The sequence below is a fragment of the Granulicella cerasi genome (assembly GCF_025685575.1).
GTDB classification, from domain to species: domain Bacteria; phylum Acidobacteriota; class Terriglobia; order Terriglobales; family Acidobacteriaceae; genus Granulicella; species Granulicella cerasi.
Map to the genome: position 1 here is coordinate 884,100 of NZ_JAGSYD010000003.1, position 14,411 is coordinate 898,510.

Genomic DNA, 14,411 nt, shown 5'->3' on the forward strand with positions numbered 1-14,411 from the left:
TGAGGGCCCGATGTCTATTGATGTACTCCTGTTTATTCAGGATGTTCAACTCGTCTGCTTCTGCGTGCTGTTCGGCTTCATCGCGGCCCAGCATGACTTCGAGCCGGTGAGGCTTTGGCTGTGGTGCGCGTTCATTGCCACCGCGATCGGCGCTATGCTCGCATTCCTCGAATCCAGCCTACCGTTCTGGCTCAGCCATACCGTGCACTTCGAGATGCTTCCACTCTCCATTGCACTCATCAACGTTTCGCTGGTGTACTTTGTGCGCCGCTGGCGCTGGACCATCTACACAAGCTTCGCGCTGCTGCTGGCCTCGCTGCCCGTGCAAATTCTGTGGCGGACACGCCCCGGACATATGGCGGGCTTCTCGGTGGAAGACCTCGTGCTCGGCCTGCAGGCGATCCTCGCCGGCGCGTTGCTGCTGAACTCGTCGGAAGAGTCGACGCGTCTCTCGCGACGCGTCCTCAGCTTTCTTTTCTTCTGCTTCTCTGCGGTAGAGCTGACGCGCTCCGTAGCTGTGTTCGTGCTGCATCTCGACCCCGACAAGCTCAACGCATTGCACCTCGCTACGGGCATCATCTTTGTGGTCTTCGGCTGCATGCTGCCGCTCACGCTGGTGTGGATGTTGGGCTCGCGCTCCGAGGCGCTGCTGACGATGGAAAGCCTGATCGATCCGCTGACGCAGGTGATGAATCGCCGTGGCCTGCGCCAGGTGCTGGAACGCGAAGTGCGTCGCCTGCACACGACGCGCGGCGCATTGAGCGTGGCTGTGCTCGACCTCGACTACTTCAAGCAGCTCAACGATCGCTACGGCCACGTCACCGGCGATGCGATGCTTGCGGGCATTGCCAGGCAGTTGCGCTGCACCCTGCGCGACTCCGACCACATCGCGCGTTTCGGCGGCGAGGAGTTCGTGCTGCTGATGCCGCACACGGACGCTGATACGGCCTTGGCGCTACTGGAGCAGGTGCGACGCATGATCGAAGCCCACCACGAACTCAGCCCCGGCGCAGAGATCGTGCGCACTACCGCGAGCATCGGCGTCACCACCACGCGCGACAACCACACAGCCACCAGCGCCGCGCTGCTCCACGAAGCCGATCGCGCGCTTTATCAAGCCAAGGAGACGGGACGGAACATCGTGCGCGTCTTCGAAGCGGAGGCTAGTTGAGGTTGAAGTTCATGACTACAGTAGTCTCCACTTCGGTAATAACGCCATTCAGCAGGTACGGCTTATACACCCACTTCGACAGCGTGTGCACAGACTCAAACGCCAGCTCCGCACTTGGGAACGAGATCGGTTCAATGAGGCGCAGGTGACCATCTTCACCGATGACTGCGTGCAGTACGACAGCGCCCGAGATATGGTGGTCGCGCGCGTTCGGCGGATAACGCGGCTGCACTTTGCTAATCACTTGTCCAGCCATCACGCCTGAACCGATGCGGGCCAAACCATGATCGCGTTCCAGCAAATCGGTCGTCGACCAATCACCCGTGTCCTCGCTTTTGGAGCGGAGCTCTTCAATCGTGCCCCCGAAGAGGGCAACACCATCACGCGTTCCAGCCAGCTTGGTGGCTACCGCATGCCCCTGGAATTTACCGGCGAGATTGGCAACGATATTCATGCCCGACGTCGAGGTAAGGCGCAGCGCATTGTCCGCGGCTACACAGAATGTGGGGAACAACCCGAGATGCACAGTATCTTCCGTGTTCGCGTGTCGCGCACGCATCACGCAGGACAACTCCAATGAACCAAACTTATGGTTCTCCTGTGTCGGCTCCAGCGGCTGACCATTCGCAGAGGCATACTGCACCGGATGCACAATGGCATCCTGGAGCGTTTGCAGAGCCGCGGGCATAGGCGCTGCATCGTTCGAGATATAAGAGTGGCCGCCGACACGCATACGCACAGAGGTCTTACCGTCCTCCGTCCGCACTTGCCGCCACTTGTCTCGGCTTACCCACCACTCTTCGATCGTGCCTGAAGAGCTCTTCTCGGCTCCGTCGTGCAGCGTGTAGCTGTACTTCAAGTGCCAGGGCTTCATGTCTTCGCCATCAAGGGAGTTCATGACCTCGATGGCCTTCAGGCGTTCGGTGGCCGCAGCGATCTTCTCCGCTTTACTTTCGAAAGCAAAGGCGGAGGTGGAAAGGAACGCGCAGCACGAAAAGACGCAGCAGGCTACAGCACGGAGCTTATTCAATTTGAAGTGATCCTGAGATGAAGCGTTTAGTCGTTGTAATGCAGAAGGCTGTAGACATCATAGCCTTCGAGCTTGTTGCGGCCCTTCAGGAAGTCGAGCTCGATGGCGAACGCGATACCTTCGACCTTGCCGCCGAGCTTCTCCACGAGCTGCACCGTCGCCTGCATCGTGCCACCGGTGGCGAGCAGATCGTCCACCAGCAGAACGCGCTGGCCGGGCTTCACGGCGTCGAGGTGAATCTCCAACGAGTCCGAGCCATACTCGAGGTCGTAGCTTACCTTCGCCGTCTCCGCAGGCAGCTTCTTCGGCTTACGCACAGGCACGAAGCCAGCGTTCAAGCGATACGCAATCGCAGGCGCAAAGATGAAGCCGCGCGCTTCCGTGCCAAGCACCAGGTCGATGCCCTTACCGATGTAATGCGCCGCAAACGCATCGATCAACTGCGCGAAACCTGCGGGGTCCTTCAGCAGCGTCGTGATGTCGTAGAAGAGGATTCCCGGCTTGGGGAAGTCGGGAACGGTGCGGATGAGGTCCTTCAGAGGCTCGCAGTTAATCTCGTATGCCATTGCTTGTTTACCAGGCTCCTTCAATGTGAAACGGTCCGAGCCCTTCGGCTTCGGACTCCGCGAGCTCATGCTCGATGACTGCGTCGACGCGACTGCCGCGCGATCCTTTGCGCAGTGATTTGCGCAGTTCGGCAAGTTCCTTGGCGTCGCCCGAAGCGACCGCTTCGACCTCGCCGCTTTCGGTGTTGCGTACCCATCCGCTCAGGCCAAGCTCGGCCGCTTCTCGATGGACGAACCAACGAAAACCAACGCCCTGAACGCGACCGCGAATGAGAAAGTGCAACACCATGCCGAGTCTCAGTTTCGCAGAGTGTTTCACGGCACGCAACCGAACCATAATCAGCAACACAACAACCCGGCGGTTAGCGGCATCCATTGTTACAGCAAAGTTTATGGGCTCCAGCAGCGCCGCTGGTTGCACAAGAATCACAGTAACAATCGCGGAGACGCTGCGTAACACGTCGATCACGATGGCCCTCGAGCTGTCGGCGATTGCGCCCCGTTGCGTCTCCCCAGCACTAGGAGAACGCAACACATGAAGCACCTGAAGCGCTTGACTCGTATCGCCATGACCACTGCCGCAGCCGCCCTCTTCATGAGCGCCGGCAACACAGCACACGCACAGCTCTACAAGGACCTCCACATCGGCAACGTTGCCGTTGGCGGAACCGGCGTCTTCAATACCATTCTGGAGTCCAACGAGCGCCCCTACAACACGACGGCCGCTGGCGGAACCACCAGCATCTACAACCAGCGCCAGGACACCACCTGGTCGGCTGGCTTCGTAGGCTCCGTTCAGATGGTGCCGAAGTCCTGGCTCGGCCTGCAGTTGAACTACAGCTACACGCGCTACCAGGAGCGCTACTCGCAGCTCAGCCGCTTCACGCCGACGGGCAGCACGGTGTCGAACCTGGCTACGCGCAGCGTGCAGGTTCCGACCGACGCGCATGAAGCCACTGCAGGCTACCTCATCCACCCGAAGCACATCGCCTTCAAGCCGTATGTGGCGATCGGTGGCGGTGCGATCGACTTCAACCCGGAAGGCGGCCTGACGCAGTTCCAGACCTCTACCTACAGCCACCAGTGGCGCGGCGCGGGCTACCTCGAAACCGGCTTCGACATCCCAACGCATAACAAGCACTTCGCGTTCCGCGTGTCGGGCCGTTCGCTGTACTACCGCTCGCCCAACTACGGCGACTCGTCGATCAGCACGCGTTCGTGGCGTGTGACCACCCAGCCGGCGATCAGTGCGGTGTACAAGTTCTAACCGCGCACAGATCAAAGCAAGGAGGGCAGCCATATTGGCTGCCCTCCTTGCTTGTTGCAGATGACTGGCTTATGCGCGAGACATGTAAGCGCCTTCAGCGGTGTCGATCTTGATGCGCTCGCCTTCATTGATGAACGGCGGCACCTGAACCACGAGACCGGTCTCCATCTTGGCAGGCTTGGTCACCGACGAAGCCGTCGCCGACTTGATGCCCGGCTCGGTCTCAACGACAACCATCTCCACCGAGGTGGGCAGTTCGATACCGACGGGGTTGCCGTCGTGGAAGCTGACTTCGATCTGCAGGTTTGCCGTGAGGAACTCCACAGCATCACCCAGCGTGTCACGCTTCAGCGGCGTCTGCTCGAAGGTTTCCTGGTCCATGAAGTAGTAGTCGTCGCCGTCGTTGTAGAGGAACTCCATCTTGATCGACTCGACGTGCACGCGGTCGATGGGGTCCGGCGAGCGGAAACGCTCCACGAACATCGCACCCGTGCGGATGTTGCGCAGCTTGGCCTGGATGAAAGCGCGCAGGTTGCCGGGCGTACGGTGCTCAACGGAGAAAACAAGGTGGAGATCATCCTTGAACTTGATGATCATGCCGGGACGCATTTGTGTGGCGGGAATCGCCATAAGAGAACTCCTCGTACAAGTGTTTGTGTCTTGCGATCCGGTGCGGTGGCTCGCTACCGGATGGAACCTGAATCATCACGCAGATACTTGATGAGCTGCGTGGGGTGGAGCGGCTTGGGGAGCAGCTCGAAGTCGTGGCCGCGCTCGCGAGCGCGCGAAAGAATCTCCATGGTGGCCGCCTGTCCGCTGAAGAGCACCACGCGGGTCTCGGGGCAGATCTCGCGGATGGCAATCGCCGCTTCCACACCATCGACCAGCGGCATCAGAACATCGCTCAACACGATCTCCGGGCAGTAACGGCGCGCGGCCTCGATGGCTTCCTTGCCACCGTAGACGGCTTCGGCGATGAAGCCATTGCGATTCAGAATCTGCACGATCGTATCGGCGATCAGCATCTCATCGTCGACGACGAGGATGCGCGGGGCCGGAGCATGATTTTCCGCCTCATCCCCATCGGTCTTGAAGAACGTGGAATAAGGCTTTCGATCATCGATGCAGAACAGCGTCGGATTCATCAATCTGGGTATCCTATGGGCAAGGGGCCTGGCCCAAAGCACAGCTTCGCTACGCATTTCCATCGCAGCTTCAGTTGCATTCTGAGCGGGAGTAGGTCAAGGCACAAGTGCTTCGCCTCTCCTTCACTAGTTTACCTGTAAACCCCTACTGGATAAAGGTTGAACCGGGGGCACCGAACGCATCTACCTCCCGGATTTGCGCCGGAAGGAAGACCCGGAAGATCGTTCCGGTGGGCGGATCGGTCTTCGTGCGGAAGCCAATGGCGCCGCCCTGCTTCTCCACGATGCCCCGCGTCACCCACAGCCCGAGGCCGGTGCCGAGCGACTGCTTCGTCGTGAAAAACGGCGAGAAGAGGCGCGTTTGCACCTCCGGCGGGATGCCATGACCGCAATCGCTCATCAAAACCGAGACGCCGTTGATGCCCGATCGCTGGGCAATGCGCCCGCGAATCTGGATCGTCGTATCGACCTCAGAAGCTTCAATCGCGTTCACCAGCAGGTTGGAGAAAACTTGCTTGATTTCTCCCTGCAGACCAAAGATTCGAAGGTCGCCATCCACCTTCACGGTGCATTGCAGGCGTTTGCTCATCATCTTGCGGCTGAAGAGATCGACAACGCCGTGCAACAACTCAGCAAGGTCAATCGAAGCTGGCCGCGTCGTGTCGCGATAGAAACCGAGCGTCTGCTGCGCGATCTGCGAGACGCGCGCAAGCTCGTTGTCTGCCGTCTCCAGCAGACGCTGTACGCTCGTGGGGATCGTCGGATCGGTCTTGCAGAGATAGACGAGGTTCGTAACCGCCTCGAGCGGATTATTGATTTCGTGCGCAATCGTGGCTGCCAGACGACCGGTCGCCGCGAGCTTTTCGCTCTGCCGCAGGGCCGCTTCCTGGTTCTTGCGCTCGGTGATGTCCTGCACGGTGCCGCTGAGACCAACGCGTTCGCCGGTATGCTCATCCGTGACAACGATGCCCGAGATGGAGATCCAGCGCACGGTGTCGTCCTGCGCGAGGATGCGAAGCTCAGAGGCGTAAGTGTCCCCATCCTTCAGGCGATCCATCACGTTCGCAGGAACCCGGTCGAGGTCTTCCGGATGCACACGCTTCATGCGAAGATCGTCTCGCTCGATGGCTGCAAACGGCTCCACGCCAAAGAGCCTCGCGCCCAGCTCGTCAAAGACGATCGCCTTTGTCTCGCGATTCCACGTCCATGTGCCGAAGCGTCCTGCATCAAGAGCCTGCTGCAGGCGCTGCGAAACCACCTGCTGCTCGTGTCGTGCTGAGTCCGCAGCAGCAAGCGCAGCCACGGTTTGTTCAGCCTCGCGGCGCAGATCCATGGTGAGTCGCATGTTGTCCATGGCGCCTGCCGCCTGCGAGGCCACCGTGCTGATCAGTGACGCTGTATACGCAGAGAAGACATGCTCGGCCGGGTGCCCCAGCACGATGCAGCCAAGCTGCTCGCCCGTGCGTGTGAAGACAGGCACCGCAAGGTAACTGCAAACCTTCAAGCTCGATCGCTTCAGCGAATCCGAGGCCGCCGTCTCATGAATCTCTTCCAGGCGAAGGGTGTTGTGTTGCTTATGCGGGAGCAGGTCCGCGCGACGTTCGGTAAGCAGGTCGACGAACGCGTCACCCTCTTCGCCGGTGGTCATGTGCAACTCGTCGTGCTCGTTCTCGCTCCAGAAATTCTTGTAGATGAAGCCACCGAAGGCGGCTTCCGACAGCTTCATACTCGCGCTGAGCGCGTGCGCCACTGCGGCATCGATCGTGCGCGAACCAGCAAGCTGCAGGCCCGTGTCCACCAAAAGTCGGAGTTGTGATTCAGTTCGATCCACGTGATGCGCTACCGCCCCTAGCGAATCGGCGAAGTTGTTTTTCGACGCCGTATGAGTGCTTGGATGCAACCGCGTCGAGCGCGGTCACTAGAAAACGCGGACATTGCTATGCACGCATCATCAAAAGGGCCCAGTGAACTTCTATGCGTCGAACATAAAGGATTCGCCTGCGGATCGCGCATAACTTCGCAGCACCCTTTTCGCTACAGCAAATTGAGGGGCTGGCTTCAGGCGCATGCGCGCGCAAGCCTAGGGGCCGAAGTGGAAGTTGATACCAGCGCTGAGACGCAGTGTGTTCTGCTGATTCGTGGTGCCGTTCGGCAGCTTGGTGATGACGTACTGCGCATCGATCAAGCGCACATCAAATCGTTGATACGCATGGAGGTTCACACCACCACCGCCCATGTAAGTGAGGCCCGAAGCATGGTTCTGCACCACGCCATTCACCGGGTATTGCCCCGCAGTGGCCAGCGTGTAGCCGCCCTTGCCTTCGACGAAAACGCCAAGCTTGCGGTTCGTGGCCGTCGGCGTGATGTGGCCGAAGTTGTAGGTATAGCGCAGGCCACCGGTTCCTTCGATGTGCTGAATATCGATGTCCGTCAGCAGGTTTGTACCGGCGAGTCCCGTACCGCTGCCCACAACGCCGATGCCCTTCCAGAACGTGTAGCCGAGATCGATCGTCGCGCCACGCAGATAGAAGTAGTTCGTCGATGTGTTCGCGCCCACAAACTTCGAACGCTCCTGCGTGTACATCATGCCGAGGTCATACGAACGCTGCGCCGCAGCCTTCTGCGGCATGGCCGCCAGCAGCGCCAGCGCCACCGCGCCGCACAGCGTCGCTGTAAGCTTCTGCATCCACGAGTTTCTTCCGCTGTCACGCATGGGTTTTTATTGGACCGTCAACGTAAGCGTAACCGAGCGAGTGAGCGTTCCGGAGGTTCCGGTGACTACAACTTGGTACGTCTGGGGTGCAGAACCGTAATAACCGTCGCTCGTGGAGTTCAAGCAGCCGGTCAACGCCGTGAGAGGAAGAGCGAAGATCGCAAGCATGAGCAGCTTCGCCATGCGGCGACGACGCTTGAACGCGAGCAGCGGCAGGCCGAAGATCGCCACCGAAAGTGGAGCGAGTCGCTGCGACATCGGGCGCGGGGCAGACGGAGCGGCCATGGCCTTCACAGCCGGCGGCGTGATCGCCACCGTGAACGCAGTCTCTGCATCGCCAGCGGCCATCGAAGCTGGCGTGGTGACGACCTTTGCGCCGGTCGGAGCGCCGCTCGTTGTGAACGTGATCGCTCCCGCGAAGGTCGAGCCGCCCAGCGGCGAAGCCAGCAGCTTGTACGTCGCGGTGCTGCCACCGGTGATCGAATACGACGATGAGCCACCGCTCGCAATATTGAGCGCGAAGTCTTCTACAAGCTCGGGATACTGCGCCGAGGCTGAACCCGTGTAGTTGCCATCGCCCTGGTAGGTAGCGACGAGGTTGTGCGTGCCGATGGTGCTGAAGAGCACGTTCGACAGCGTTGCCGTACCGTTGCTCAGCGCCGCAGAGCCCACCGTTGCGCCGCCGTCGGTGAAGATCACCGTCCCCGTCGGCACAGCCGTGCCTGAACCCGCGTTAGAGACAACTGCGGTCAGCGTCACTGCGTTGCCGATCAGCGTCGGGTTCGCAGAGCTGGTCATCGTAGTCGTAGAGGTCGTCTGTGCCGAGGTGACCAGGACGCCGTTGCTCGTGCCTGCAAGCGTGCCGCTAGTAGCGGTGATCGTTTGCGTGCCGAGCGTGCTCAACTGCACGCCCGTCGACGGAGCGACGAAGGTATGCACGCCAGCATCGGCTGTCGTGAAGGTGTAGCTGTTGCCACCGTAGAACTTCGCCGTGGTATCGCTGGAGGTGAAGGCTACGGTGCCGGTGTACCCCGCAGCCGTAGCGCCGTTCGCGCCCGTCGCCGTGATGGTGAAGCTCACCGTGCCGCCAGCCTTGATCGTCGCAGGCGTCGCCACGATGGTGAAGCCCGTCGCCACCGCGTTTACCGTGACCGTGTTGCTGGTGCCGACCATCGTACCGCTGGTGGCGGTGATGGTCTGCGTGCCCGCGGTGTTCAACGTGGCGCCTGCGGTGAACGTGTGCACACCGTTGTCAGCCGAGGTGAAGGTGTAGCTCGTGACACCGAACTTCGCCGCAGCATCGCTTGAGCTGCAGACCACAGTGCCCGTGTAGCCCGTCGCCACGCTGCCCGAAGCGTTCATCGCGGAGATCGTGTAGCTCACGCTTTGGCCCGCATCGATGGTCGTCGGCGTCGCCGTCACCTTGAATGCCGTTGCGGGCGCAGCGTTCACCACGACGCCGTTGCTGGTGCCGGTGAGTGTGCCGCTCGTGGCCGTGATCGTCTGCGTACCAGTCGTGTAGAGGTCCGCCGCTGCGCTGCCGGTGAAGGTGTGCACGCCAGCATCGGCGGTGGTGAACGTGTAGCTGGAACCGCCGAGGAATTTCGCCGCGCTATCGCTCGAGGTCAACGCGATCGTGCCCGTGTAGCCCGTCGCCGTCGCGCCGTTCGCACCCGTTGCCGTGATGGTGAAGCTGACCGCACCACCCGAGGTGATGCTCGTCGGCGTGGCCACGATCGTGAACGCGGTAGCCGTCGGCGGGTTCACGACGACACCGTTGCTCGTGCCGGTGAGCGTGCCGCTCGTCGCGGTGATCGTCTGTGTGCCAGTGGTGTAGAGGTTCGCAGCAGCGCCACCGGTGAAGGTGTGCGTGCCTGCGTCAGCGGCCGTGAAGACATACGTCGTGCCGCCCAGGAACTTCACAGCGCTATCGCTCGAAGCCAGCGCCACCGTACCGGTGAAGCCCGTCGCCGTCGTGCCGGTCGAACCCACTGCAGTAATCGTGAAGCTGACCGCGCCGCCCGAAGCAATGCTCGTCGGTGTGGCCACGATGGTGAACGCAGTAGCCGTCGGCGGGTTCACTACGACACCGTTGCTCGTGCCGGTGAGCGTGCCGCTCGTGGCCGAGATCGTTTGCGTGCCCGTCGTGTAGAGCTGCGCCGCTGCACTGCCGGTGAAGGTGTGCACGCCGGCGTCAGCGGTCGTGAAGGTATACGTCGTGCCGGCGAGGAACTTCACAGCGCTATCGCTGGAGGTCAGCGCGACCGTGCCGGTATAGCCCGTCGCCGTTGCGCCCGAGGAACTCACTGCCGTGATCGTGAAGCTGACAGCATCGCCAGAGTTCACGCTGGCAGGCGTTGCGACAATCTTGAACGCAGTCGCCGTCGGCGGGTTCACCACCACACCGTTGCTGGTGCCGGTGAGCGTGCCGCTCGTGGCTGTGATCGTCTGCGTGCCCGTCGTGTAAAGCTGCACCGCAGAGGTGAACGTGTGCGCACCCGCATCCGCCGTGGTGAACGTATAGCTCGTCACACCGAACTTCGCGGCGCTGTCGCTCGACGTAAAGGCCACCGTACCGGTGAAGCCCGTGGCCGTCGCGCCCGAAGATCCAAGCGCGGTAACGGTGTAGCTCACCGAATCGCCCGAGGTGATTGCCGTCGGCGTCGCCACAATCTTGAACGAAGCTGCGGTCGGCGGGTTCACGAGAATGCCGTTGCTCGTGCCCGTCAACGTGCCGCTCGTGCCCGTGATCGTCTGCGTGCCGGTCGTGTAAAGCTGCACCGCAGCGGTGAAGGTGTGGACGCCTGCGTCGGCGGTCGTAAACGTGTAGCTCGTTGCGCCGAATTTCGCGGCGCTGTCGCTCGACGTGAAGACTACCGTGCCGGTGTAGCCCGTGGCGGTCGCGCCGGTGCTGCTGACGGCGGTGACCGTATAGCTCACCGAATCACCCGAGGCGATCGTCGTCGGCGTCGCCACAATCTTGAACGCGGCTGCAGTCGGCGGATTCACCAGCACGCCGTTGCTTGTGCCCGTCAGTGTTCCGCTCGTCCCTGTGATCGTCTGCGTGCCGGTCGTGTAAAGCTGTGCGCCCGCGGCGAAGGTATGGACGCCTGCATCTGCGGTTGTAAAGGTGTAGCTCGTCGTGCCGAACTTGGCGGCACTATCGCTCGACGTGAAGACCACCGTGCCCGTAAAGCCCGTCGCCGTCGCGCCCGATGCGCCCGATGCGCCCACCGCCGTCACCGTATAGCTCACCGAATCACCCGAGGTGATCGTCGTCGGCGTCGCCACAATAGTGAAGGAGGTCGCTGCCGGCGGATTGACGAGAACACCGTTGCTCGTTCCCGTCACCGATCCGTTGGTACCTGTGATCGTCTGCGTGCCTGCGGTGTAAAGCTGCACACCCGAAGTGAAGGTATGCACGCCCGCATCGGCTGCGGTGAAGGTATAGCTCGTTGCGCCGAACTTCGCTGCGCTATCGCTAGACGTGAAGACCACCGTTCCCGTGAAGCCCGTTGCCGTGACGCCCGACGATCCCACCGCCGTGACGGTGTAGCTCACCGAGTCGCCGGAGTTGATCGTCGTCGGCGTCGCTACGATCTTGAAGGCTGATGCCGTGGGAGTACCGACGACAACGTTGTTGCTCGTGCCGCCTCCATAGCCGTCCGAGGCGGAGATCGTCCACGTACCGATCGTGATGAGCTGTACGCCTGCAGTGCCGCTGAAGGTATGCGTTCCTGCATCCGCCGCGGTGAAGGTGTAGCCGGTCGTTGCGAACTTCGCCGCGCTGTCCGTCGAAGTGAAGGTGACCGCGCCGGTGTATTTCGGCGCTGCTACGCCCCTAAAGGTCGGCACCACCATATAGGTGACGTAGTCACCGCTGGCGATGGAGGTTGGCGTGGCAGAGATGTAGAAGCCATCGGCCCACACGACGCGAATCGGATTGCTCGTGCCCGTCAGCGCGCCAGTTGTGCCGACGATGGTGTACAGCCCCACCGTGTTGTAGGTCACGCCGTTTGTAAAGATGTGTGTGCCCGCATCCGCGGCCGTGAAGGTGTACGTCTTCGGTGCAAAGGTCGCCGCGCTGTCGCCGGTCGAAAGCGTCACCGTGCCGATGAAGCTCTGATCGACGTTGCCGTTATCGTCCACCGCAGAGACAGTCACGCTGGTCGAAGTGCCAGGCTGGATCGTGTCCGGCAAAGCTGACACCAGCAGCTTCGTGGCCGTCGTGTTACCCGTGCCGGTCAAAGCTACAGAGACGTTGTACGTTGTCGTGGTCGACGTCGAGCTACCGACCGTGATCGTGCCGGTACCGCTGTTCGTACCAGTCTGCGAGGGCGTGAAGTCCACCGCGTAGGTGCAAGGCGCACCCACGGCCAGCGTGTAAGCCGAGCTCGCCGCGTTCTGCACCGGGCAAGTGCTGCTGGCGTCCGTGGAGAAAGCTCCGTTCGAGATCGACCAGTTGTTGCCGCCGGAAGGCACCGTCAGCGTCAGCGCCACGTTGCCCGAGTTCTGCAGCACCGCGGTGCGCGGATTGTCCGTGTTGTCAGGGTTGTTGACGCGCGTGGATGTCGGGAAATTCACCGCACCTGCATCGCGTTCGATCGAAAGAATACCGCTGCCATCATTGGCCGCATAGAGCGTGCCATCCAATGCAAGCGCCAGCTGCAACAGCTGCGCAGGCGATGTGCCGCTCAAACCCAACGCATAAGCCGTGCCGTTCGAAGGCACCATCCACAAGCGATTGTTGCCCGTGTCCGCAACGAGGACGTTGCTACCCGCGTCTACGGCGACGCCATGCGGTGCCGTAACCGACGTGGTCACGACTGCGGTCGTGCCCGTATAAACACCTACCGACACCACGCGGTTGTTTCCCGTGTCCGCGATGTACAGCGTGTTGTTCGCGTCGATCGCAAGCCCCGAAGGAGCGGAAAGCGTGATGCCGCTCAGCGATAGATACGAGCTCGTGCCATCGGTCGCCACGCGCAGGATTTTGTTCTGCGTCGAGTCCGCGATGTAGACGTAGCCCTGCGCATCCACGGCGATGCCCGACGCTGCGCTCAGCGTATTTCCACCGGTCGCAAAGACCGCAGGATTGTTCCCCGGCACCAGCGAGTACACCGTCGCACCGGCCGTAATGTACAGCGTGCCCGCGCCATCGATCGCCATCTGCGTCGTGGTCGTGGCGTTCAACAGCGTGAGCACGGTCACCGTGCCGTCGGTGGTGCGGCGCAGAATGCGCTGATACTGCGAATCGCTGAAGTACAGCGAACCTGCAGCGTCCGTCACCACACCGCTGCTATAGAAGGCGCTCGGCGAAATCGACGCAGCGATGCTGAGTGCCGTAGACAACGCCGGCGAGACTGTGACCTGTGATCCAGTGCCGATGCCGTGCAGAAAGACGCGATTGACGACGCTTCCCGAGGAGTCCGTGAGCGCGACCGCGCCGCGGCGCAGCCCCGCCGCTACCGGCGAAAACGAAATCGCCACCGTGCAAGTCTGCGGAGGATTGATCGTACCCGTGCACGTCTGCGAGACGACATTGAAGTCTTTCTGCGCAACGCCTTCCGCGACCGCGCTCACGCTGCTGATCGTCGTCGTGCTCGTCGCCGAAAAGGTGATCGTATAGGTGTTGCTGGTCGCGCCGACCGCCACCGTGCCGAAGTCGATAGGGCCACCAGGCTGCAGGCCCTGCGCATGCACTACAGGGGCGGCGATCGCCGACGTGACCAGCGCCAGCGCGCCCATCGCGCCACGCGCCCAGTTCTTCAGCCTGCTGAAGTAATTGCCCTTGTAACTCACTGCGTTGTTCTCCAATAAACAGACGTTGCCTGATGGTGTCCTTCGCATCATCGCCGCTCACAAGGGCTTATGGGAGTACAACTTTGCCGGGGGTTACGCCCTTAGCATCGTCCAGCTTGTTATTGGCAAACGTGGTTCCTGGCTCGCTCTCGCGCCAAAGCGGGAGCAATTCGTTGATTTTCCTCGTCCGCAAACAGCAAAACGCCGCGAGCTGTCACTCGCGGCGTTTGCTGCGTCTTCCGACGAAGGTTGTAGTGCAGCCTACTTCTTCAACAGCGCCAACACCTCTTCGGCGTGGCCTTCCGGCTTCACGTTTTCAAACACGTGAACGAGAGTACCCTCCGGGCTGATTACGTAGGTGGTACGGGCTACTCCCGTAACCTGCTTGCCGTACATCATCTTCGGCTTCACCAGCCCGAAGCGGTTCACAATCTCCTGCTCGGCGTCGGCCAACAGCGTGTAGGGCAGCTCATACTTCTGCTGGAACTTCTTCTGCGCCTTCACGGTATCGCGCGAGATGCCGAGCACGACGACGCCCTCAGCCTGCAGCTTCGCAAAGTGGTCGCGGAAACCGCAAGCCTCGATCGTGCAGCCCGGCGTGTCCGCGCGCGGGTAAAAGAACAGCACCACGGGCTTGCCGCGAAACTGCGACAGTGAGGTCGGTACACCGTCCTGATCCGGCAACGTGAAATCTTCGACTACATCTCCAACGTTCAT

General features: G+C 61.4%; 11 protein-coding genes. 2 read left to right on the plus strand and 9 right to left on the minus strand.

Annotated features, from left to right (window positions below; all coding sequences use genetic code 11):
• Positions 1 to 10: 10 nt before the first annotated feature.
• Positions 11 to 1,171 (plus strand): GGDEF domain-containing protein, encoded by a 1,161-nt coding sequence (locus OHL11_RS13230; protein ID WP_263371972.1) that lies wholly within the window; start codon positions 11 to 13, stop codon positions 1,169 to 1,171.
• Here OHL11_RS13230 and OHL11_RS13235 read toward each other — a convergent pair.
• The 3 genes from OHL11_RS13235 to OHL11_RS17245 are packed head-to-tail and all read right to left on the minus strand — an operon-like array spanning position 1,164 to position 3,236.
• Positions 1,164 to 2,201 (minus strand): energy transducer TonB, encoded by a 1,038-nt coding sequence (locus OHL11_RS13235; RefSeq protein WP_263371973.1) that lies wholly within the window; start codon positions 2,199 to 2,201, stop codon positions 1,164 to 1,166. The genes OHL11_RS13230 and OHL11_RS13235 overlap by 8 nt on opposite strands.
• Before the next feature lie 26 nt (positions 2,202 to 2,227).
• A complete protein-coding gene (locus tag OHL11_RS13240) occupies positions 2,228 to 2,767 on the minus strand; it encodes an adenine phosphoribosyltransferase (RefSeq protein ID WP_263371974.1) in 540 nt (179 codons plus the stop codon).
• Positions 2,768 to 2,774: 7 nt separating this feature from the next.
• Entirely contained in the window at positions 2,775 to 3,236 is a 462-nt protein-coding gene (locus OHL11_RS17245; RefSeq protein ID WP_317890651.1) for an acylphosphatase, read from the minus strand.
• Between the two features lie 66 nt (positions 3,237 to 3,302).
• On the opposite strand from OHL11_RS17245, the gene OHL11_RS13250 reads away from it, so the two are divergent.
• On the plus strand, positions 3,303 to 4,034 hold the full coding sequence (locus tag OHL11_RS13250) for a hypothetical protein (protein ID WP_263371975.1): 732 nt from the start codon (positions 3,303 to 3,305) through the stop codon (positions 4,032 to 4,034).
• Between the two features lie 69 nt (positions 4,035 to 4,103).
• On the opposite strand, the gene efp is transcribed toward OHL11_RS13250, so the two are convergent.
• The 6 genes from efp to bcp all read right to left on the minus strand — a co-directional run bounded on the left by efp (position 4,104) and on the right by bcp (position 14,411).
• Positions 4,104 to 4,664, minus strand: coding sequence for an elongation factor P (gene efp, locus OHL11_RS13255; RefSeq protein WP_263371976.1), 561 nt, complete (start codon positions 4,662 to 4,664; stop codon positions 4,104 to 4,106).
• A 53-nt stretch (positions 4,665 to 4,717) separates the two neighbouring features.
• Positions 4,718 to 5,179 carry a response regulator gene (locus OHL11_RS13260; RefSeq protein WP_263371977.1) on the minus strand — a complete coding sequence of 154 codons (462 nt, stop codon included), beginning with the start codon at positions 5,177 to 5,179 and terminating at the stop codon, positions 4,718 to 4,720.
• A gap of 145 nt (positions 5,180 to 5,324) precedes the next feature.
• On the minus strand, positions 5,325 to 7,010 hold the full coding sequence (locus tag OHL11_RS13265) for an ATP-binding protein (RefSeq protein WP_263371978.1): 1,686 nt from the start codon (positions 7,008 to 7,010) through the stop codon (positions 5,325 to 5,327).
• 249 nt (positions 7,011 to 7,259) lie between these two features.
• Positions 7,260 to 7,865 (minus strand): outer membrane beta-barrel protein, encoded by a 606-nt coding sequence (locus OHL11_RS13270; protein WP_263371979.1) that lies wholly within the window; start codon positions 7,863 to 7,865, stop codon positions 7,260 to 7,262.
• 33 nt (positions 7,866 to 7,898) lie between these two features.
• Positions 7,899 to 13,694, minus strand: coding sequence for a beta strand repeat-containing protein (locus OHL11_RS13275; RefSeq protein WP_263371980.1), 5,796 nt, complete (start codon positions 13,692 to 13,694; stop codon positions 7,899 to 7,901).
• A gap of 261 nt (positions 13,695 to 13,955) precedes the next feature.
• Entirely contained in the window at positions 13,956 to 14,411 is a 456-nt protein-coding gene (gene bcp / locus OHL11_RS13280; protein ID WP_263371981.1) for a thioredoxin-dependent thiol peroxidase, read from the minus strand.